21 protein-coding genes are annotated in these 20,415 nt (G+C 41.7%); 16 read left to right on the top strand and 5 right to left on the bottom strand.

The window, feature by feature from the left end:
* Window positions 1-99: 99 nt before the first annotated feature.
* Together CES82_RS08010 and CES82_RS08005 are read right to left on the bottom strand one after the other, a co-directional pair.
* The gene (locus tag CES82_RS08010; RefSeq protein ID WP_098825196.1) at window positions 100-1,320 is read right to left on the bottom strand and encodes a DUF2075 domain-containing protein; all 1,221 of its coding nucleotides are present in this window, start codon (window positions 1,318-1,320) and stop codon (window positions 100-102) included.
* Window positions 1,321-1,387: 67 nt separating this feature from the next.
* The gene (locus CES82_RS08005) at window positions 1,388-1,891 is read right to left on the bottom strand and encodes a monooxygenase (protein ID WP_098825194.1); all 504 of its coding nucleotides are present in this window, start codon (window positions 1,889-1,891) and stop codon (window positions 1,388-1,390) included.
* A 112-nt stretch (window positions 1,892-2,003) separates the two neighbouring features.
* Between CES82_RS08005 and CES82_RS08000 the strand changes: the two genes are divergently transcribed.
* The 5 genes from CES82_RS08000 to pepF all read left to right on the top strand — a co-directional run bounded on the left by CES82_RS08000 (window position 2,004) and on the right by pepF (window position 7,236).
* The gene (locus CES82_RS08000; protein ID WP_098825192.1) at window positions 2,004-2,747 is read left to right on the top strand and encodes an MBL fold metallo-hydrolase; all 744 of its coding nucleotides are present in this window, start codon (window positions 2,004-2,006) and stop codon (window positions 2,745-2,747) included.
* A 132-nt stretch (window positions 2,748-2,879) separates the two neighbouring features.
* A complete protein-coding gene (gene spx / locus CES82_RS07995; RefSeq protein ID WP_098825190.1) occupies window positions 2,880-3,284 on the top strand; it encodes a transcriptional regulator Spx in 405 nt (134 codons plus the stop codon).
* Window positions 3,285-3,447: 163 nt separating this feature from the next.
* Window positions 3,448-4,167: an adaptor protein MecA gene (locus CES82_RS07990; protein WP_098825188.1), complete on the top strand. Its 720-nt coding sequence runs from the start codon at window positions 3,448-3,450 to the stop codon at window positions 4,165-4,167.
* 153 nt (window positions 4,168-4,320) lie between these two features.
* Complete coding sequence (locus CES82_RS07985) at window positions 4,321-5,370, top strand: competence protein CoiA (protein ID WP_098825186.1); 1,050 nt, start codon at window positions 4,321-4,323, stop codon at window positions 5,368-5,370.
* A 54-nt stretch (window positions 5,371-5,424) separates the two neighbouring features.
* Window positions 5,425-7,236: an oligoendopeptidase F gene (pepF, locus tag CES82_RS07980; RefSeq protein WP_098825184.1), complete on the top strand. Its 1,812-nt coding sequence runs from the start codon at window positions 5,425-5,427 to the stop codon at window positions 7,234-7,236.
* Between the two features lie 70 nt (window positions 7,237-7,306).
* Here the strand turns inward: pepF and CES82_RS07975 are convergent, their stop codons facing one another.
* On the bottom strand, window positions 7,307-7,924 hold the full coding sequence (locus tag CES82_RS07975) for a DsbA family protein (RefSeq protein ID WP_180245697.1): 618 nt from the start codon (window positions 7,922-7,924) through the stop codon (window positions 7,307-7,309).
* A gap of 320 nt (window positions 7,925-8,244) precedes the next feature.
* Here CES82_RS07975 and yjbM point away from each other — a divergent pair, with 320 nt between their 5' ends.
* Genes yjbM through CES82_RS07960 form a run of 3 tightly spaced genes read left to right on the top strand, consistent with a single transcriptional unit; the run spans window position 8,245 to window position 10,596 of the window.
* Complete coding sequence (gene yjbM / locus CES82_RS07970; RefSeq protein ID WP_168925602.1) at window positions 8,245-8,901, top strand: GTP diphosphokinase; 657 nt, start codon at window positions 8,245-8,247, stop codon at window positions 8,899-8,901.
* The gene (locus tag CES82_RS07965) at window positions 8,901-9,704 is read left to right on the top strand and encodes an NAD kinase (protein ID WP_098825181.1); all 804 of its coding nucleotides are present in this window, start codon (window positions 8,901-8,903) and stop codon (window positions 9,702-9,704) included. Before yjbM ends, CES82_RS07965 begins: the two co-directional genes overlap by 1 nt.
* The gene (locus tag CES82_RS07960) at window positions 9,697-10,596 is read left to right on the top strand and encodes an RluA family pseudouridine synthase (protein ID WP_098825179.1); all 900 of its coding nucleotides are present in this window, start codon (window positions 9,697-9,699) and stop codon (window positions 10,594-10,596) included. The genes CES82_RS07965 and CES82_RS07960 overlap by 8 nt, the downstream gene beginning before the upstream one ends.
* A gap of 72 nt (window positions 10,597-10,668) precedes the next feature.
* Here CES82_RS07960 and CES82_RS07955 read toward each other — a convergent pair whose 3' ends face one another.
* Window positions 10,669-11,268, bottom strand: coding sequence for a copper homeostasis protein CutC (locus tag CES82_RS07955; protein ID WP_098825177.1), 600 nt, complete (start codon window positions 11,266-11,268; stop codon window positions 10,669-10,671).
* Between the two features lie 385 nt (window positions 11,269-11,653).
* Between CES82_RS07955 and CES82_RS07950 the strand changes: the two genes are divergently transcribed.
* Complete coding sequence (locus CES82_RS07950; protein WP_098825175.1) at window positions 11,654-12,169, top strand: tRNA (cytidine(34)-2'-O)-methyltransferase; 516 nt, start codon at window positions 11,654-11,656, stop codon at window positions 12,167-12,169.
* A 39-nt stretch (window positions 12,170-12,208) separates the two neighbouring features.
* Window positions 12,209-14,545 (top strand): FtsK/SpoIIIE family DNA translocase, encoded by a 2,337-nt coding sequence (locus CES82_RS07945; protein ID WP_098825173.1) that lies wholly within the window; start codon window positions 12,209-12,211, stop codon window positions 14,543-14,545.
* 99 nt (window positions 14,546-14,644) lie between these two features.
* Here CES82_RS07945 and CES82_RS07940 read toward each other — a convergent pair whose 3' ends face one another.
* Entirely contained in the window at window positions 14,645-14,767 is a 123-nt protein-coding gene (locus tag CES82_RS07940; protein ID WP_098825221.1) for a DUF4044 domain-containing protein, read from the bottom strand.
* A 120-nt stretch (window positions 14,768-14,887) separates the two neighbouring features.
* Here CES82_RS07940 and CES82_RS12830 point away from each other — a divergent pair, with 120 nt between their 5' ends.
* The 6 genes from CES82_RS12830 (at window position 14,888) to mraY (ending at window position 20,396) form a co-directional block, all read left to right on the top strand.
* Window positions 14,888-15,280: a DUF3397 family protein gene (locus CES82_RS12830; RefSeq protein WP_098825171.1), complete on the top strand. Its 393-nt coding sequence runs from the start codon at window positions 14,888-14,890 to the stop codon at window positions 15,278-15,280.
* Between the two features lie 166 nt (window positions 15,281-15,446).
* Window positions 15,447-15,878: a division/cell wall cluster transcriptional repressor MraZ gene (mraZ, locus tag CES82_RS07930; protein ID WP_098825169.1), complete on the top strand. Its 432-nt coding sequence runs from the start codon at window positions 15,447-15,449 to the stop codon at window positions 15,876-15,878.
* 15 nt (window positions 15,879-15,893) lie between these two features.
* Window positions 15,894-16,835 carry a 16S rRNA (cytosine(1402)-N(4))-methyltransferase RsmH gene (gene rsmH, locus CES82_RS07925; protein WP_098825167.1) on the top strand — a complete coding sequence of 314 codons (942 nt, stop codon included), beginning with the start codon at window positions 15,894-15,896 and terminating at the stop codon, window positions 16,833-16,835.
* A 45-nt stretch (window positions 16,836-16,880) separates the two neighbouring features.
* A complete protein-coding gene (ftsL, locus tag CES82_RS07920; protein WP_098825165.1) occupies window positions 16,881-17,261 on the top strand; it encodes a cell division protein FtsL in 381 nt (126 codons plus the stop codon).
* Entirely contained in the window at window positions 17,258-19,405 is a 2,148-nt protein-coding gene (locus CES82_RS07915; protein WP_098825163.1) for a penicillin-binding transpeptidase domain-containing protein, read from the top strand. Before ftsL ends, CES82_RS07915 begins: the two co-directional genes overlap by 4 nt.
* Window positions 19,406-19,436: 31 nt before the next feature.
* A complete protein-coding gene (gene mraY / locus CES82_RS07910; RefSeq protein ID WP_098825161.1) occupies window positions 19,437-20,396 on the top strand; it encodes a phospho-N-acetylmuramoyl-pentapeptide-transferase in 960 nt (319 codons plus the stop codon).
* Window positions 20,397-20,415: the final 19 nt, after the last annotated feature.

Raw genomic sequence — 20,415 nt, 5'->3', positions numbered from 1 at the left:
GGCGGGAATGCCCGTTTTTTATTTAATAGTGTACAAAAAATCTGTTGTCAGTAATAGATATAATCTATTACCAACAACAGATATTGTAGAACCCTTTTTTTAGTGGTTAATTATCTGATATTCAGAGTAAAGCCGGGTACGTAATGCTGGATCGTGTGCAAACAGATACAAGCCTTTTACACCACGTTTCATTAAAACATTAATAGCGTTGAGGTTTAGCTGTATTTTAGCGTTTAGGATTTCTTGGGGATCGGCCATGTCAGTTCGATGTTTAAACGACTCAACATCAGTAATCTTACTAGTATCAATTTCGACTTTTTGTCCATCAGAAGATAATTTAACCACAGGGCCTAGAATTAGACCAACATAGTTAAGGTCAAATCCCTGACAAGTATAAATTGAACCAACTTCGTTGATGGTTTGGGGGATTTCTGCCCAAGGCGTTGACGTATAATTATACTGATCCCATGGTAGTTTAAATCTGCCCTCAGTAATAAAATGCTGGCCACCGTCTAAAGTAGAAGGGTACCCGGTTGTTGAAACAATTCTGGCCAGCCCAAAACGTTTATTTTGACTAACGATTGCTTGGCGCATTTCTTCTGCGTCTGAGAAAATTCTGAAATCATAATGATGACGAAAACTCTTTTGCAATGGTAGTAAGATCCTATCTCCAGTGAAGTGATTAATCCAAGAAATCAAACTGTCATCAGCCTGCATGCGAAATTGATGGTTTAAGTGAACCCAGTGCTGAGTGTACGGCGCTAGTAATTTTTTTAGCCGGTCCTGCGTCCAATACGTTTTTAGTCTTAAAACCTGATGGGCATCGAAGACAATAACCAAAACGTGACATAATTTTAGTAAGGATAATAATTGATTATGGCCATAGTAGTTATTGTAATGGTCTGGTTGGGATAGTAAAAGGTGTGATTCATCGATTATTCCCACGTCAAAGGTTTCGTGGTGCTTATTCATCTGATTGATTAAAGACGTTGGCCTTTGAAAATTTTTCTTGAGTAATCCAGGTAATTCGCCAGCAATATGACGGTAAACTTTGAGCAGTTCTGGGTGATTCACCATAAAATAGTTACTGGTGTTTGCCATGTCGCTAGTATTATCATGAGTGGCCTGCTGAATTTGGTAGAATAACTGACTTAAAACCACACTTTTGCCAGTACCAGCATCGCCAGTAATCACAAAGACAGCTGGCGTTGCATCGTGAAGATGTGCATAGATGAAATCTTTAGCGTCATTGATTAACTCACTTTGTTCTTGTGTCGGCGTTTTAAATGGTGATAATTTTTCAGTTGCTTGGTTTTGCAAATCAATTCTCCTCTTAAATTTAAAAAATGATCCACACGGTCATAGTCGTATGGATCATCATAAACGGTTACTTATTTTCGGGTTTAAAGAAATGGTAGCTAGCTTCATGATAATTATTTTGACCAGTTAGGAAATAAACGAATGGTTTAAATGAACTGTCCTGTTTCCAAGTAGAGAAATCAGCAGCGTCTTCCCAAGTTGAAAGTAGAATATTATTTGAACGGTTCTTTTCTTCTTTCATAAAATAGATTGAACGCATTCCTTCTGGCATTGGGTCAGTTGTAACAAAATGATTGGCTTTTGAGTTAAAGACTTTTTGATCGTCAGGAGATAAATTATCAATATAGATAAAGTTAATAAATCCCTGCCAATCAGTTGTCCCGCGGTGAAGTTTGATGTCATAATGAATGGGTGAGCTAAACACTGATTCTTCTCCAGAAACATCTAGTAGTGCAAGCTTGTCACCAGAGGCAGAAGAATCCAGTAACAGCAATTGTCTATCTGGATAGCGATTTTGGAGCTTTGATAAAATTTGCTTGGTGCCATAGGTGATACTTATACGAGTAATCATAGTTCATTCCTCCTGACTGGATCACTATTATTATACAATTTGCTAGGCTAAAATGGTAATTTAAGGCGTTCATAAGTCTTAATGTAAAAAGTATTTGAAGGGAAGTATAGATATGAAAGTAACGGTGCTAGGCTATTATGGCGGGTATCCCGCTAACGGTATTGGAACGAGTAGCTACTTAATCGAGTCAAATGGTTATCATTTGCTGATGGATTGTGGTAGTGGGGCGCTGCTCAGCTTAGAAAAAATTTTGGATCCACTGCAGTTGGACGCGGTAATTCTTTCACATTATCATCATGATCACGTTGCCGATGTGGGGGTGCTGCAATATTACTGGCAATTACACGAAGAACGGCCTAATCAAAAGATACTGCCCATTTACGGTTCAACTGCCGACCCTTTAATGTTCGGTAGTTTAACTTGGCCCCATGCTTCGGAAGGAAAAGGTTATGCACCAGCAGATACTTTACACCTTGGACCGTTGACGATTTCATTTTTGCCGATGAAGCATCCGGTACCTGCATTTGGTATGCGAATTGTTGAGGAAGTGACTGGCGAAACGCTGGTTTTCACTGCTGACACAGCCTATATTCCCGAACTAGTTCAGTTTGCAGACCATGCCAATCTTTTGATGACAGATACTAATTTCTTTAATGAGAAAACGGAGACAAAATGGCACATGACTGCCGGTGAATCCGGCCAATTGGCAGCTGATGCTCACGTTGGCCACTTGATGCTAACACACTTACCGCAAATTGGTGATTTGACTGTGCTACAGCAAGAAGCCCAAGCGGCAGCTGGTCAGATACCGGTTGAATTAGCAGCATTACGGAAAACTTTTCAGGTTAAATTGTGACGATTAACTGAGATGTTCATGATGTTTTAGTGAATTCCGTTCTCAGGGAACCGGGAGTTTGTTATAGTTGAGATAGCAAATGAATCAATGGTAATTATTCCCCCAGTTCTTATAAGTTTGGAGGCAATTCCTATGACAGTCACGCTATTTACTTCACCCAGTTGTACATCATGCCGGAAAGCCAAAAAATGGCTTAAGACACACGAGGTTGACTTTGTAGAGCAAAATATTTTTGTGCAGGCGCCAAGTGCCAAACAACTTAAGTTGATCTTACAGTTGACTGAAAATGGGACGGAGGATATTATTTCGAAACGGTCAAAGGATTACAAACGCTTGACGATAGACATTGATACCCTTCCAGTGAGCGAGTTGATCAACTTGATAACCCAACATCCGGGTCTATTAAGGCGCCCGATACTTTTCGACGAGAAGCGGTTACAGGTCGGTTTTAATGAAGATGAGATTCGGCGTTTTTTACCGCGACATATCCGTGTTATGGAGCTTGAGAAGGCGATTGAGGCTGCTGACGCTGGGTAATTTCAGCATACGAAAGCCGTTCTAAACGGTATTTTGCTTTCGCTAGCTACCATATAAATTCACAATATTTAAAAAAATTTAAGCCAGATACTTTACAAACTGCGAAAATTCTTTAGTATGGAGATAGGTAAATCTTGGTGCGGGCAGAAAGAGGTGTTGGGTCATGGAAATGGAAAGAATTAATGAGAACACGATTCGCGTTTTGATTGGAAATGATGATTTAACCCAACGGGGCATTACCGTCCTTGATCTGCTTGGTAACCACAAGCAAATTGAAAGCTTCTTTTATAGTATTTTGGAAGAAGTTGACGTTGATCACCAATTTCAAGAAACTGATGCCGTTACTTTTCAAGTCTTACCTAACCGTAACGGACTTGAGTTATTTATCAGCAAAGGTGGAGCGGATGATGATTCAACCGATAATGAAGATGACACAGAATCACCTGACATTGAAATGGTTAACGAAGACGAAGTGCCTGACTTTTTGAAGAAACAACTGATGCAGACTGATAGTGACGATAATCAGAATGAACCAGCTGCTGCTCAATCAGCAGGCAAGACTTCATCACCTGTCACCAAAGTGTCACCGCTCCATACAACCGTTTTACGCCTTCATAGCTTTGATGATATGATTGCGATTGCTGAAGCATTGAAGTTGTCAGAAGCTGCTTCTAACTTGTATCACTATAAGAACGATTATTATTTGGAATTGATTTTCCGTGTGAATGAAATGTCTCCTGAAAGTATTAAAGATGAACTAGCCGTTGCTTATGAGTATGCAGAAAAAACGAAGATTACCGCCGATGTTCTTGATGAACACGGGAAAAAGATTATGGCGCAAAGTGCGCTACAACTAACCCGCCGTTATTTTACTGCAGAATAAGTTAATGGTTGAAGAGTAAAAGCGTTAAGCCTGTTTTTGGCTTAGCGCTTTTTTGCGCGCCATTTTATGACTAATATCAGTTGTTTGAACAAAATTTAAATCAATTTATTTGCGTAGTTAGTGTTAAATCTCCAAAAGAGAGCAGGTGTTTAGATGCTAATTGCTCAAACCGAACAGAGCAGTCCTGTGCAAGCAATCAATGCGCACCGAAAGAAAAGTTATTTTTGCCCCAGTTGTCGAGAACAAGTCACTTTAAAACGCGGTAGTCGGATGGTCGCTCATTTTGCTCATCGGCCTAATTCATCATGTCAGCCATTCAGTGAATCAGAAAGTCAGGCTCATTTAACGGGCAAATGGCAGTTAGCTGATTATTTTGGTGAAGGTAACGTTGAACTGGAACCCTATATTAAAACACTGGCGCAACGTCCAGATTTATTGTTAAAACGCGACGGTCGTAAAATGGCGGTTGAATACCAATGTTCGCCAATTTCCGTGGGAAAATTACAGCAGCGCAGTCAAGGATACAATAGTTATGGCATGGAGGTCGTCTGGATTTTAGGGGAAAATTATTTACAAAAAATAACTTCCGTTCGACATGCCGAAAAATGGCTTCAATATTCCTATAAGCTGGGATGGTACATTATTTTTTGGCAGACGCATCAGCCGTGTTTGATTATCTGGCATCACTTGACGGTGGATGGGGCAGGGTTCTTACAGGGATGGGCAAAGACCAGCACTGGCAATCAATCCGTAAAAAGGCCGCAATCGACAGTTAAGTCTCTAAAAAAACAGCTTCAACGTCAGGTTCAGATGGGCTTACACTACAAAATACCTAAATGGTTGAAAATGCAACAGTTTTGCTATGAACATCACAGTTTACTGCAGGCCATGCCGCAAGTTTGTTATCAATTCACTGATGCTGAGCCCTTAATTTGCGGCTCACCCATTATCTGGGCGGCGTTGATGACCGTTTTATTAATGGAAAAACCAGTTAGTTCTTTAATTCGGCAACTGGATCTGGAAAAATGGGCAGCCAAGATCAGTACTCATTTTGAAGGGTCGCAACTTATTCAGTGTACGACTCAGGAGCTAGTCAATAGTTGGGGGAGACAGTTACGACGGTACGTTGATTTGTTGGAACAACAGGGCATTTTAAAAGCATTCGATGAAAAATCATGGCAATTGGTTGCATTACCTCGCTAGTCGTGTGGTAAGCTATGGACAGTGACAAATTTCGATGAAAAGGAAGTGCTGTTATTGGCAGATATCAAACAGTTACCAACGCGTGATCAGGTTAATCCCGAGTTAACATGGGATCTGACGCCCATTTTTCAAAATCAGCAAGCGTTTGAGCAAGCCTTTGATGGGGTGATGAAACAGATTGATGCCTTACCTGAATTAGAGGGGAAGATGGCTCACAGTTCTGATGACCTGGTAAAGGTGATTGAAACCATCATGAACACTATTCGCCCCGCTGAAAAACTCTATGTTTATGCTTCTTTGAAACATGATCAGGATACTTCAAATGCTGAAAATCAGGCGCTGAGTGGTCGCACACAAAATATGTTCACTAAGCTGGAAAGCAATATTGCCTGGTTTGAACCAGAGTTGTTGGCAATCGAACCGGCTACGCTGAATCAGTGGATTGAAACTGAGCCGGCGCTTAAACCTTATGAGCACTATTTGCATACGATTACGGATGAACGCGCACACGTTTTAACTCCAGCTGCTGAAAAATTATTAGCTCAAGCAGGAGATGCGTTAAGCGCTTCTAGCAATACCTTTGGTGTTTTAAACGATGCTGATTTGGAATTCCCAGTGGTTGAGGATGAAGATGGTGGTACCGTACAATTGACGCAAGGGGTTTACGATCAGTTAATTCAATCAACTAAGCCTGAAGTGCGGAAAATGGCGTTTAAACAGCTCTACGCTGTCTATCATCAGTTCCGCCATACCTTAGCCGCAACACTTTCAGGAAACGTTAAAACCCATAATTTTGAGGCTTCTGTTCATCATTATGAAAACGCCCGTCAAGCTGCAATGAACGCTAACCATATTCCGGTCAGCGTGTTTGATTCACTGGTCACCAGCGTAAACGATCATTTATCACTGTTACACCGGTATGTTGCTTTACGTAAGCAGATCTTGAAATTACCAGAACTGCATATGTACGATTTATATACGCCAATCACCGGGGAACCCCAATTATCGTATACGTTTGAGGAAGCTAAGTCTGAAGCGCTAAAAGCACTGGCTGTTATGGGACCAGACTATTTAAGTCACGTTCAAGAGGCGTTTGATTCGCATTGGATCGACGTCGTGGAAAATAAGGGTAAACGCTCTGGTGCGTATTCTTCAGGGATGTACGATACAGCACCATATATTTTATTGAACTGGCAAGATAACCTTGAGAGTTTATTTACGTTGGTTCATGAAATGGGTCATAGCATGCACAGCTATTACACCACACATAACCAACCGTATCAGTATGGTGATTATTCAATTTTCGTGGCTGAAATTGCGTCAACCACGAATGAAACACTGTTAACTGACTACTTGTTGAAGAAGTATCCTGAAAAGCAAGTTCAAGCGTTTGTTCTTAACCATTACCTTGATGGTTTTAAGGGGACGGTATTCCGTCAGACACAGTTTGCTGAATTTGAGCATTTTATTCATGAACAAGATGCTGCAGGTCAACCGCTGACGGCGGAGTTTTTGAGTCAGCATTATTTGGCATTGAATAAAAAGTACTATGGCGACGCTGTTATTTCAGACCCAGAGATTGCGGATGAATGGTCACGGATTCCTCATTTCTACTACAATTACTACGTTTATCAATACGCAACTGGTTTTGCAGCTGCTAACACCCTTGCCCAACGAATCACCAGTGGCGATACCGCAAAACGAGATGCTTACTTGAATTATTTGAAATCTGGTAGCTCAGATTATCCTATCAATGTCATGCAAAAAGCTGGTGTTGATATGACCCAAACGGCTTATCTTGATCAAGCGTTTGCTGAATTTGAGCAACGATTAAATCAGTTTGAAACGTTAGCAAAGACGATGTGATTTTTATTGCAATCAAAAAAAGCGACCTGCAAAAGTGCGGATCGCTTTTTTTGATATGAACTCACATAGATTAAAGAATATGTAAGTTAGGTGTGGATTTTTGATGTTCTAATGCCCGTTTAGCAAGTAAACCGTTGTTTTCACAAATTTCGTATAATCCTTGGTAAGTGACGTCTTCTAGCATTAAGCCATAGTCAGAAACATCGGCATTATATAAAATGGCAGTGGATGGGTCAGCAACGTTCATCTCAGAGGCTAAGCGCTGATCCGCTTGAAAAGCACGGCGCGCTAACTCAGATTGACGATCTTCGGAAAACATGTCAAGATCCAAGTGGACGTGTTTGGCAACCTCCAAAACCAATTTATCAGAATAGGGTTGACCCTGATCGACGATTTGGTTCTGTAGGTTTAGCAAAAACAACCGGCCCTTCTTCTTGCCCTGAAAAAGAGCAGCTTTATAGTCGAGAATGGTGCGATAATGCAGATCGAATTGTTCATTGCGTAAGTTCAAGTCATGACAGTCTTGATTGGTCGCTTTCAAATGCTGATCAATCATTTGCGGGTTGAGAAGCGGAATAAATTGATAAGAAATATCGCCAAAAATTTGATCAGCGAGACGTAGAATACATTTTTCCGACTTCATACAGCGACTGCCTAATGGGTTGATAAATAGATATACTTCTAGCAAAGTAATTTCCTCCATTAATTAGCCGTTAACTAGTAAACGACCTTCAGTTCAAAAATAATCATAAAGCATTTTGAGCGAAATGCAAGGATTTAGGCTATGCAAATCCTACTGGAAAGGGTAAAACCGGTTTCAAAGGCTGTCACAATCAGTGTTGTTGTTTTCCGTTGTTATACAAATAAATTTAAAGTTCCGCATGTCTGTCAATCAAGTTGACAGATTCTTCTGGTATCAGGCGGCCCAACATAATGGAAAATATGCTAAAATAAAGTCTGTTTGTAAAACAAACCGCAGTCAATTTAAACTATATCGAGGTGAACAGCTTGATTGAAAATTGGAATCATTTTTTACTGCCCTATAACCAGGCGGTAGATGAATTAAAAGTAAAATTACGGGGAATGCGCAAGCAATTTCAAAACAAAAATCAGCGTTCACCCATTGAATTTGTGACTGGCAGGGTAAAACCGGTGGATAGTATCAAGGAAAAAATGAATCGCCGGCACGTATCGGAGGAACGACTTGAACAGGATATGCAAGATATCGCTGGTTTACGCATTATGTGCCAGTTTGTCGAGGATATTTATCAAGTGGTTGATTTACTCCGAAAACGTTCTGACATGACGATCCTTGAAGAGCGCGACTATATTCATAATGAAAAGCCCAGTGGATATCGCTCTTATCATATCGTAATCGAGTATCCTGTTCAGATGGTGACGGGTGAGAAAAAAATTTTAGCTGAGGTTCAAGTTCGAACGCTTGCCATGAATTTTTGGGCAACAATCGAGCATTCTTTGAACTATAAATACCAAGGTGAATTTCCAGAAGAACTCAGCGCCAGATTACAGCGAGCTGGAGAAGCTGCGTTCAAGTTGGATACCGAAATGTCTGAGATCAGAGAAGAGATTCAAGAAGCACAGCATTTATTTTCGTATGGTAAAGGATCAGATCCGCAACCACCTAATAAAAGGGATGATCAGTGATGAAAATTGGCATTTTTAGTAATACAGGTCCAGCTTCAACACGGGTTTCAAACGCACTGAAGTCCAAAATTAAAGCTGAACACTTGACCTTAGACAATGATAATCCGGATATTTTGATCACTGTTGGTGGTGATGGTACGCTGCTGTCGGCTTTTCACCACTATGAAGACCAACTTGCCAGCATCCGTTTCGTTGGTATTCACACCGGCCATTTAGGTTTTTATACGGACTGGCGTGATTATGAAGTCGATGAACTGATCGATAGTTTGGTTCACGACAACGGACAGAGTGTGAGTTATCCACTTCTAGATATCTTAATCGAGTATAGTAATGGTGATAAGGAAACGATGCTGGCGTTAAATGAATCAACCATTAAGAAAGTTACTGGCACAATGTTGGCCAACGTTTACATTAAGGATCAGTTATTCGAACTTTTTCGCGGTGACGGGTTGTGTGTTTCAACCCCAACTGGTTCCACGGCTTATAACAAATCGGCTGGCGGTGCGGTGATCAGTTCGGAGTTAAACGTTGTACAAGTTTCTGAAATTGCCTCGATTAATAATCGTGTCTTCAGAACGTTGGGTTCGCCCATTATTATTTCACCTCATGAGTGGGTTCGAGTGGAACCAGTTGAGTTAGATGAAAGCTTGATGACTTGTGATCAAAAAATGGTAGAAAATCGTCAAATTAAATCAGTCACTTACCGGATTTCTAAACAACGAATTGCTTTTGCACAATATCGCCATACACAGTTTTGGAAACGAGTATCAGAATCCTTTATTGGGGTGAAGCCGGTTGATTAAATTTGATTGGCAGTATACTGGTGATTCGCCAATCTATGTGCGCACGTTCATGCGTCAGCAGGGAATCAGCAGGACGCTTCTAAAGCAAATCAAGTTTTCTGGTGGCAAGATTTGTGTTGACGGGATACCAGTTCGTGTGACTTATAAAATGCGAGCTAATCAGCGGTTAGAAGTGACCTTGCCACCGGAAATACCCAGTGATCATTTGCAGGTATCTAATACGTCGCTGGAGATTCTTTATGAAGATGATCATTTTTTGGTGGTTAATAAACCAGCAGAAGTGGCATCAGTTCCGTCACACATCTATGCGGATGATTCGATGGTTAATCGAGTGAAGGGGTATCTGATCCGTACCCATGCTGCTAGTCAAGTGACGCATATTGTTACTCGGTTGGATCGTGAAACTAGCGGTATCGTGATTTTTGCCAAACACCACTTTGCACACACCGTCTTAGACACCCAGCTGAAGCAGCACAGTTTGAAAAAAACGTATTTTTGTGTTGTTTCAGGGGTGGTGAAACAGCAACACGATGTGATTGATGCCCCCATTGGCAGGGAACCCGGTTCCTTCATCAAACGGATGGTTCGGCAAGATGGCAAGTCGGCTCAAACTGAGTACTGGGTTGCTAAACGGATGGCGCAATCAACATTGTTACGGGTCCGTTTACATACGGGACGTACACACCAAATCAGAGTGCATCTGGCTAGTATTGGGCACCCCTTAGTGGGTGATTTCCTGTATGGACAGCAAACAAATCCTTGGATTCATCGACAAGCATTACATTGCGCTTCAGTAAGCTTTTATAATCCATTTGCCCAGCGGCAGATTACGTGTTATGCACCGATGCCTGATGACTTCGCAACATTGATTGAACGTGAAAATAGCATTTAGGATAAAAAAAGTATCCTGCTGCATCAGCTTTAAAACTGATGTGACAGGATACTTTTAGGTAAATGAGTGATTTTAAATTTCTTGGAGAAAATAAGTCAAGTTAAGCTGTTCGTTCAGTTGATTGCTCTCAGTCTCACTATGACTTAAAACAATCAATTGCAGATTGGCGGCTTGAGCTACATTATTCAGTTTTGATAGCTGAGCGGTATCCGTTTTACCCGTCAGGTGTGTCAAAACCTTATCCACGCCGTTATCAGACAGCCACTTTAATGCACTTGCCTGTTCACTATCTGCAAGTACATCAATTGTTGTACTGAAAGTGACCGACATGCCACCAGCGGCTGCAATCAAGTTATTCATGGCTTCAGTGTCTAATTGGTGGTCAGCCGTAAGTACCCCGATGATAACGCCATCGGCACCTAATTGCTGAGCTTCTAGTATATCGGCTTCCATAATTTTAAGTTCTGGATCAGTAAAGTTTGCGACACCTAACCGTGGCTGAATCAAGACGGTCAAAGATAAATCATGTTCATGAGCATAAAGGACTGCTTCGGCAATGGTTCCTTTGCTAGGTGTTGTGCCGTTGTTTCCAATCGTCACGCGGGTAGTTTGATCACCGATAGCTTGTGTCAGTTGGTTGTAGGTATTAGCAAGCGGTTCAGTAAATTTCAAGGTAAGTCTCCTTTTAAGTTAGTTGATAATCTATCAGTCATTATAACAATTTTTGACGATTAGTGTGGACTAATGATAGTTCATTTATAATATACGTCGTTAAGAGGATGATGAAAAAGTAACGGCATCACAGAATTAAACATTCAGACGGGTGTCATAACACGCGTTTTCACGTTAGGCTAGGTCCATCTCGTAATCAGCTTGCATTCTTTACAAATTCGCGTTATATTAACTGTTGAGAAATCGTTCGGGAGTGGATGTCGAAAAATCGTCAGCCTCTGTCGAATTTGCACTTCATTAACGCAGTTCCTCGCCGTGCTGACACCGAGGGGTTGCGTTTTTTTATGCGGTGACTTTTATAATTTTATTAGCGAGGAGCATGACTATGTCCAATCATATTGTCTTATTTGAACCTTTAATGCCAGCTAATACTGGTAATATTGCCAGAACTTGTGCTGGTACTGATACTATTTTAGATTTAATCGAACCCTTAGGCTTTTCAGTCGATGACGCACATTTAAAGCGGGCTGGTTTGGACTATTGGGACAAAGTTGATATTCGTTATCATAAGAACCTTCAGGAATTTATGAGTACAGTACCAGATGTTAAGCGACTGTTTTTAGTTTCTAAGTTCGCTGAGTTTGCGTACACGCAGCATGACTATACCGACGTTGATAATGGCGATTACTACTTTATGTTTGGTAAAGAAACGACCGGACTGCCAGAGCCATTCATGCGTCAGCACAGCGAGCAGGCCATTCGGATTCCACAGGATGATACGCATATTCGGGCTTTGAATCTTTCTAATTCTGCGGCAATTGTGATTTACGAAGTGCTACGTCAGCAAAGTTTTCCTAAATTGGAGCTCAGTCATCGTTACGAAAATGATAAACTAAAATAAGTGAGTTAAATTAAATTGAGTTAAATAGGGGGGACATTTTTGGCACAAAAGCGAAAGACCACGCGACGTCGAAAAACGAAGTCGACTAACCGGCGCAAAAAAGGACGTCAAAGCAGCGTTACATATACTGCCAATGCGGTGGGCCTCATCATGTTAACTTTGTGCCTCTTGGCGTTCTTTAAAGCGGGCTTCGTTGGTAACTTAGCAGCTAATTTGATTCGTTTTGTGGTTGGAGATACCTATCCGTTTGTCAGTTTAGTTGGTTTAGCGGTTGGTCTGGCTTTATTGATCACTGGTCAGTTACCAAGGATCGCCAGTAAATGGCTTTGGAGTATTGGAACGATGTATCTGGGGATATTACTGTGGCTGCACGTTGATTTATTTTTATCCGAAAACCAGCACACCGGTTTCTTGAGTTATACTTGGCAGTTACTCAGCAGTGATTTGTTGAATAATAGTGTTAGTACGGCTGTAGGTGGCGGGACCCTTGGAGCCGTTTTACTCACAATTACTCATTTCTTGGTAGCTTTTGGTGGCGCTAAAGTGATTGCCGTATTGTTAGTCATCATTGGTTTAATGATTGCCTTTAACGTTTCTGGTACTCAGATTCTTAGATGGGTGCAAGTGGGTGGTCGATGGTTCGGTCAAGTTGCCAAAAAGGGCGGTCAAATGTTAGTTCGGGGTATCGAAGAAATTAAACAAGCACGGTCAAAATCAGCCAAACGGCCGGTTAAGCCCAAGCTTGCGAAAGTGGTACCAGCAACCGAAAAGGATTTGCCTACCCCCGTTGCTGAACGGCAGTCAACGACTGAACAAACGGTCGAACCCAAATCACCGGATATTCCCATTAGTGTGGCAACCCGTAAAAATGAACCAGAGCCAGCTTCAAAGCAGACGTTTGAAAAGTCTACTGAAGATTCTGAGCCTACGATGATTTCAACTGTGGGAGATGATCCCAATTATCAACTTCCCGGTACTGATCTGTTAACACCAATTCCGCAAAAGGATCAGCAGGATGATTATAAAACGATTGAAAAAAACACCAAGATTTTAAAGAAAACGTTGGATAGTTTTGGCGTTGACGCTGAAATTAAGCACGTTAATCTCGGACCTTCCGTGACTGAATATGAGCTTCATCCTGCGATTGGGGTCAAAGTATCGCGAATCGTTAATTTAGCGGATGACTTAGCCTTAGCTTTGGCAGCCAAGGAAATTCGGATTGAAGCGCCAATTCCCGGTAAATCATTAATTGGTATCGAAGTTCCTAATCAGGAAATCTCAACGGTTTCGTTCCGCGACGTTAGCGAAGCGGTTCCTCATGGAGCAGCGCATCTATTGCAGGTGCCGTTAGGACGGGACGTAACTGGTAAGGTGATCACCATGGATCTTACCAAGATGCCGCATTTGCTGATTGCCGGATCGACAGGTAGCGGGAAGTCGGTGGCAATTAATGGCATTATCACCAGTATTTTGATGAATGCCAAACCAAGTCAGGTTAAATTAATGCTGATTGATCCTAAAAAGGTGGAACTTAGTGTTTATAACGGCATTCCACACTTGCTCACACCAGTGGTTTCAGATCCTAAGAAGGCGGCTAGGGCACTGCATAAAGTCGTTCATGAAATGGAACAGCGTTATGATTTGTTTGCTAAAGTCGGGCAACGAAAGATTTCTGGCTATAATCAGTTTGTTCAAACGCAAAATCAAACGACTGATAAGCCGTTACCAACTTTGCCGTATATCGTTGTAATTGTCGATGAATTGGCTGATTTAATGATGACGGTTTCTAATGAAGTTGAGGATGCTATTATTCGCTTGGCTCAAATGGGACGTGCCGCTGGGATCCATATGATCTTAGCGACCCAACGTCCTTCGGTGGATGTCATTACCGGTTTAATTAAAGCAAACGTGCCATCTAGAATGGCATTTGCAGTTTCCAGCGGGGTTGATTCACGGACGATTCTAGATTCCAATGGCGCTGAAAAGCTATTGGGACGAGGCGATATGCTTTATATGCCGGTTGACCAAAACTCACCGATCCGGATTCAAGGTGCTTATATACCGGATAAGGATGTCCAACATGTTACTGATTTTATTCGTGACCAGCAGACAGCTGAATATGATGAGAGCATGATGGTCAGTGATGAGGAAATTTCCGAAGAGGCTTCTCAATCAGATGATGACCTGTTTAACGACGCCTTAGAATTCGTGGTTGACCAGCAGAAGGCCAGTACGTCGCTGCTGCAACGTCACTTTAGAATTGGCTACAATCGGGCGGCTAGGTTGATCGACGACTTGGAACAGGGCGGCTTTATTGGTCCTCAAGATGGTAGTAAACCGCGTCAAGTTTATAAACAAAAAAGCTCGGATGCGTGATTAAACTTGAAATTGTCTCAACTAAAAAGCTCCTGAAGTGATGAAAACCACTTCAGGAGCTTTTTAGTGTTTTATATGGGACGAATCCCCACCAATGAGTTAACCGAACATGCCAATGGCTTGTAAGGCACTTGCAACTAATGAACCCAGGGTTGCAATGATCATGATCCAAACTAGCACCATGGTAATTTTTTGGAAGGTTGATTTTTGTTTTTTTTGCATATCTGCACCACTTTTCATCTGTATTACTTCAAATAGTTTAACGTGGACGATTAAGAAATGCAATCTAGTTGCTAAACTTTCTTGATTTTAAACGACCGAATGCGGTAAAATTTCGGTTGTGTGTTAACTACAGAAACGGGTGGCTTTACGAAAGGACGGACTACGGTGACTCAAATTATCATTCAAATTATTATTCTCATAGCAGTTCTGTTCATACTAAGGATGTTTAGGGGCTTGATTCCCAAAGAACGGCGCCCCAAGCTGCATCCAATAGATTGTCTACCATTGTTCAGTCTTTGGTTTATCTGGCAATTATCCCACACGTGGACTGATCCCTGGTTTGCCACTGTGGTTTTCATCTGGATGATAATTTCAATTGGGATAACTCTCTGGTGGGGATTGTCCAAAGGTGAACTGTTATGGAATAAGTTTCTCCTTTTTTATTGGCGATTAACAGATATTTTACTTTTTTTAACTTACCTTTTAACAGTGATTAGAGCCTTAATTAATTAGTTATTTAGCTGGCTAATCGCCTACTATCCAAACCTTTCCCCGTTCAAACATTGTTTGAACGGTTTTTTTTTAAATTTATATAATTAATACTTGGGGAGTTGTGGTAGAAAGTGGGGACCTGTGGTAAACTTTAGTTAAATTAGTGAGTAATTAGGAGGCGAGTCGGATGTTCATGGGAGAATTTGAGCATTCGATCGATACTAAGGGGCGGCTAATTATTCCAGCCAAATTTCGTAGTCAGTTGGGAGAAGAATTTGTGATCACTCGCGGTATGGATGGCTGCCTGTTTGGCTATCCGATGGCGCAATGGGAGATTATGCAAAAGCGACTAAGTGCGTTGCCTTTAAATAAGCGCGATGCACGTGCCTTTGTTCGGTTCTTTTATTCAGCTGCTACCACGTGTTCGTTTGATAAACAGGGGCGGGTAAATCTTCCCCAAACATTGATCAAACATGCTGAATTGGCTAAACAGTGCGTGATTGTCGGTGTCTCAGACCGCTTTGAAATTTGGAGCCAAGAGCGCTGGCAGGCCTTTGCGGATAAAGCAGAGGAAAATTTTGATGACATTGCAGAAAACCTAATTGATTTTGATCTTTAGGTGAGGGAGAAGACTATGGCAGAGTTTCATCATCGAACAGTATTATTAAATGAGGCTGTCCATGAACTTAATGTTCAACCAGACGGCATATACGTAGATTGCACGCTTGGTGGCGGCGGTCATACCCATAAGATCCTCACCGAATTGACTAGTGGTCATTTGTATTCATTTGATCAGGATCAAACAGCTATCGACTATAACAAGGAACAATTGGCTGACGATATTCAGGCAGATCGGTTGACGTTAATTCACGCTAACTTCAGGGATCTGAAAAAATCCCTGGCAGAACAGCAAGTGGAGCGTGTTGATGGCATTTTGTATGATTTGGGTGTTTCTTCACCTCAATTTGATGATGCCGACCGGGGCTTCAGTTATCGCTACGATGCGCCGTTGGATATGCGGATGGATCAGAGTGCCTCACTCACAGCGCAAACTGTGGTGAATGAGTGGCCTTATCAAGACCTTGTGAGAATCTTTCACCGCTATGGCGAAGAAAAGTTTGCGAAGTCGATTGCTAGACGAATCGAAACAGTGCGGACTGAAAAGCCAATTGAGACGACTGGCGAGTTGGTTGAGCTGATTAAAGAAGCGATTCCAGCTAAGGCAAGACGTCACGGTGGTCATCCGGCTAAAAAAGTTTTTCAAGCGATTAGAATTGCGGTCAACGATGAACTTTCGGCTCTTGAAGCATCACTAGAACAAGCACTCACACTACTAAATCCTGGGGGAAGGATTTGTGTGATCACGTTTCAATCTTTGGAGGATCGTTTAGTTAAAACGATGTTTAAGGAGAAAAGCAGCTTACCTGATTTACCAGCGGGCTTGCCTGTCATTCCAGATAACTTGCAACCAGATTTTAAACTCGTAACTCGTAAGCCAATTTTACCCGACGAAGATGAATTAGCAGAAAATCATCGTGCACACAGTGCGAAACTGCGAGTAATTGAGCAGAAATAACGATTTTATGATTTAATATTCTAAGGGATAGGATGATGATGAAGTATGGCTCAAAATAATTTGGCAACTCAATTTCAACCACAGGTGCTTCCAGAGCAACCGACACTTCCATTACATAGTCATTCAAAACAGGTTGTCAGTAAGCCTAGAAGACTCCCATTTTCTAAGTTTGAAAAATGTCTTTTAACGGTTGGGGGAATCGTTTTAATTGGCATGATGTTGATGTTAGTTAGTGCTACTAACGGGGTTTCAACTGCTCAGCAGCATTTGCAAGACGTTGACACTCAGATAACGAGTCTTGAAAATAAAAATACCAGTGACCGACAAACCATTAACGAGTTAATGAATCGTTCTCGATTGGAGAAAGTCGCTAAACAAAACGGCATGACACTTTCAAATAGTAAAGTAAGGAATGTGAATAAATGAAACAATCACCTAAACGAACGGTGACTAGCAAACAAGTGCGACGCAATCAGCGGGTTTTTGGACGAAGCCTGCTGGTGCTTTTCTCCTTAGCACTTTTGCTATTCATTGGTCGTTTTTCTTATATTGCAATTGGTAAGAACGTTCAAAACGTGAATTTAAGCAGTCAAGCTAAAAAGCTGTACACTGCCAATCAAACTTTAAAAGCACAACGGGGTACGATCTATGATGCCTCAAATCAACCCATAGCTGAGGATACCAGCACGTATTCACTCTATGCAGTTTTAGACAAAAACCAGCGTTCTATTGCTGGTAAACCGATGTACGTTACCAATAAAAATAAAACGGCACAGGTCTTATCAAAATATTTACCAATTAGTGAGAAAAAGGCACTGGCCTACCTCACACCTAAGAGCAAAAATGCCTTTCAGGTTGAATTCGGAGCTGCGGGTCAGAATATTTCATTGACGACAAAACAAAAAATTGATCGGGCGCATTTAACTGGTCTGACCTTTGTTCAACGTCAAGCACGATTGTATCCTAACGGTGTATTCGCATCTCACTTAATCGGTAACGTTACCTCGACAGCTAAGGGGCAATTAGTTGGTACGATGGGAATCGAAGGTGCAGATAACGATTTATTGAAAGGGACGGATGGCTTCAAGAAGGTTAGTCAGGATAATAATGGTTACCAGATTCCTAATTCTAATCAAAAAGCTAAAAAGCCGCTTAATGGTGATAACGTCTACACCACTTTAGATAGTAGATTGCAAACGTTGTTGGAGACTCAAATGTCAGCTTTACAGGATAAAACCCATTCTAAGACGATGAATGCGGTACTGATGAATGCCAAAACCGGGGCAATTGTGGCTGCCACTCAGCGACCAACATTTGATCCGCAAACTGGGGAAGGCCTGAATTCAGTTTGGCGTAATACCTTGATTCAGGATGCCTATGAACCTGGTTCAACCATGAAAGTCTTTACCATGGCGGCGTCCATTGATAGTGGCAACTATAACGGCAACGCAACCTATCAGTCAGGACGTTATGAAATTGGCGGTCGAACGGTACCTGACTGGAATCCTGGTGGTTGGGGAACAATTACCTATAACAAAGGATTTGCACTTTCAAGTAACGTGGCCATGGCACATTTGGAACAGCAAATGGGTGCCAAGACCTGGGAGAAGTACATTAAACGATTTAAGTTTTTGCAATCAACCCACTTTGGGTTGCCCGGTGAGCAAAGTGGCAATATCGCGTTTAACCGTACGATTGAACAAGCTGACACGGCGTTTGGACAAGGGATTCAGGTCACGGCAATTCAAATGATGCAGGGGTTATCTGCAATCGCGAATAATGGTAAAATGTTAAAGCCTTACCTTGTTCGTAAAATTGTTGATCCAAATACTGGTAAAGTTGTGAAATCGTATGGTAAGAAAGAAGTTGGACAGCCAGTTTCGGCTGCCACAGCCAAAGCAGTACGTGGTCACATGGAAGATGTTGTGTATAAGAAATACGGGATCGGGTCTGACTATAAGATTAACGGTATTCGTGTTGCTGCTAAAACGGGTACGGCTCAAGTTAGTGACGGTAAATCGGGCTATTTGAGTGGTGATAATAGTTACCTCTATTCTGTTGCTGGTATGGCGCCAGCTAAAAATCCAAAGTATGTGATGTACATCACCATGAAACAGCCAACTTTACCTGGGACTGAAACGGCGACCCAATTGATGGCAGACGTTTTCAAACCAGTGATGAAGCGAGCGCTGCAAGAGGATACTTCAACCAGTAATCAACAGGCTGCCGATAAAATGCTTTCTTACGTTAACCGGTCAGCTTCTGGTGCCAAGAGCGATTTAATCTCAAAGGGTTATAAGGTAACGACGATTGGTACCGGTACCCGGGTTTTGAAGCAATCGCCAATTGCTGGGCAGTCGCTTTTGTCTAAGCAACGCGTCATTTTAATTACGAGCGGTACGCAGAGCATGCCTGATTTAACCGGTTGGTCAGCTAGTGATGTTTTACGGCTTGGTCAAATGGTTGGGCTGAACGTTAAAACAAAGGGTAATGGATTTGTCGCAAAACAGAGTATTGCAGTTGGTAAACAGATTGGTCAATCTGACAAACTAACAGTTAGTTTAAAGTAACTCACTTCGTGGGACATAAGAGGAGAAAGTCATGAGTTCGGTTTTATCATTTCTAATTAGTTTTGTAATTACAGCGGCATTTATGCCAGCATTGATTCGTTATTTTCGTGCTAAACATGAAGGTCAAATGATTCGTGAAGAAGGGCCTTCTTGGCACGAAAAAAAATCAGGTACGCCGACGATGGGTGGTCTGATGTTTATTTTGGCCATCATCGTGGCCACGTTGATTAGCGGATTAGTGTTTGGACAATTAGGTCCGGTAGCACTAATCTTGCTGTTTATTTTGATTCTGTACGGATTGTTAGGGATGTGGGATGACTCCATCAAACTTTTCCGCCGGCAAAATGAGGGGCTTAAGGCCTGGCAAAAATTATTGGGACAGATTGTTGGTGGGGCAGTTTTCTTTGCTGTTTACTTACACGAAGGACTACCATTGTTACTTAAACTTCCAGGTATCGGTGCCATTAATTTAGGCTTATTTGGCTACTTTTTGTTTATTTTATTCTGGCTGGTTGGTTTTTCCAACGCCGTTAATTTAACGGATGGTCTGGATGGCCTGGTTGCTGGGGTAGCTTCTATTTCGTTTATTGCCTATGGTGTCATTGCCCTGCATCAGCATCAGTTAGACGTGGCAATGTTTTGTTTGGCAGTTGTTGGTGGCTTATTGGCCTTCTTGATCTACAATCATAAGCCCGCTAAAATTTTTATGGGTGATATGGGATCGTTGGCATTAGGAGGGGCACTGGCTGCCGTTTCAATCTTAGTTCATCATGAAGTATCATTGTTATGGATTGGCTTAATTTACGTCATTGAGACTGCCAGTGTGATTTTACAGGTTCTTTCATTTAAGACGACTGGCAAGCGAATTTTCCTAATGTCGCCGATTCATCATCATTTTGAGATGAAGGGTTGGAGTGAATGGCGCATTGACATTACTTTTTGGTGTATTAGTGCCATAACAGCTGTTACAGGTATTTGGTTAATGTGGTAGGTTCTTTTAAGTTATTGTT

This window comes from Secundilactobacillus silagincola (genome assembly GCF_002583405.1).
Taxonomy (GTDB): Bacteria; Bacillota; Bacilli; order Lactobacillales; family Lactobacillaceae; genus Secundilactobacillus; species Secundilactobacillus silagincola.
This window is presented reverse-complemented; position numbering and strand designations above follow the sequence as displayed.

Bases quoted from the DNA above. Each gene is read 5' to 3' on its own strand.
- CES82_RS08005 (WP_098825194.1), bottom strand. From the start codon at position 1,891: ATGATTACTCGTATAAGTATCACCTATGGCACCAAGCAAATTTTATCA.
- CES82_RS08000 (WP_098825192.1), top strand. From the start codon at position 2,004: ATGAAAGTAACGGTGCTAGGCTATTATGGCGGGTATCCCGCTAACGGT.
- spx (WP_098825190.1), top strand. From the start codon at position 2,880: ATGACAGTCACGCTATTTACTTCACCCAGTTGTACATCATGCCGGAAA.
- CES82_RS07990 (WP_098825188.1), top strand. From the start codon at position 3,448: ATGGAAATGGAAAGAATTAATGAGAACACGATTCGCGTTTTGATTGGA.
- CES82_RS07985 (WP_098825186.1), top strand. From the start codon at position 4,321: ATGCTAATTGCTCAAACCGAACAGAGCAGTCCTGTGCAAGCAATCAAT.
- CES82_RS07965 (WP_098825181.1), top strand. From the start codon at position 8,901: ATGAAAATTGGCATTTTTAGTAATACAGGTCCAGCTTCAACACGGGTT.
- CES82_RS07950 (WP_098825175.1), top strand. From the start codon at position 11,654: ATGTCCAATCATATTGTCTTATTTGAACCTTTAATGCCAGCTAATACT.
- CES82_RS07940 (WP_098825221.1), bottom strand. From the start codon at position 14,767: ATGCAAAAAAAACAAAAATCAACCTTCCAAAAAATTACCATGGTGCTA.
- mraZ (WP_098825169.1), top strand. From the start codon at position 15,447: ATGTTCATGGGAGAATTTGAGCATTCGATCGATACTAAGGGGCGGCTA.
- rsmH (WP_098825167.1), top strand. From the start codon at position 15,894: ATGGCAGAGTTTCATCATCGAACAGTATTATTAAATGAGGCTGTCCAT.
- ftsL (WP_098825165.1), top strand. From the start codon at position 16,881: ATGGCTCAAAATAATTTGGCAACTCAATTTCAACCACAGGTGCTTCCA.
- CES82_RS07915 (WP_098825163.1), top strand. From the start codon at position 17,258: ATGAAACAATCACCTAAACGAACGGTGACTAGCAAACAAGTGCGACGC.
- mraY (WP_098825161.1), top strand. From the start codon at position 19,437: ATGAGTTCGGTTTTATCATTTCTAATTAGTTTTGTAATTACAGCGGCA.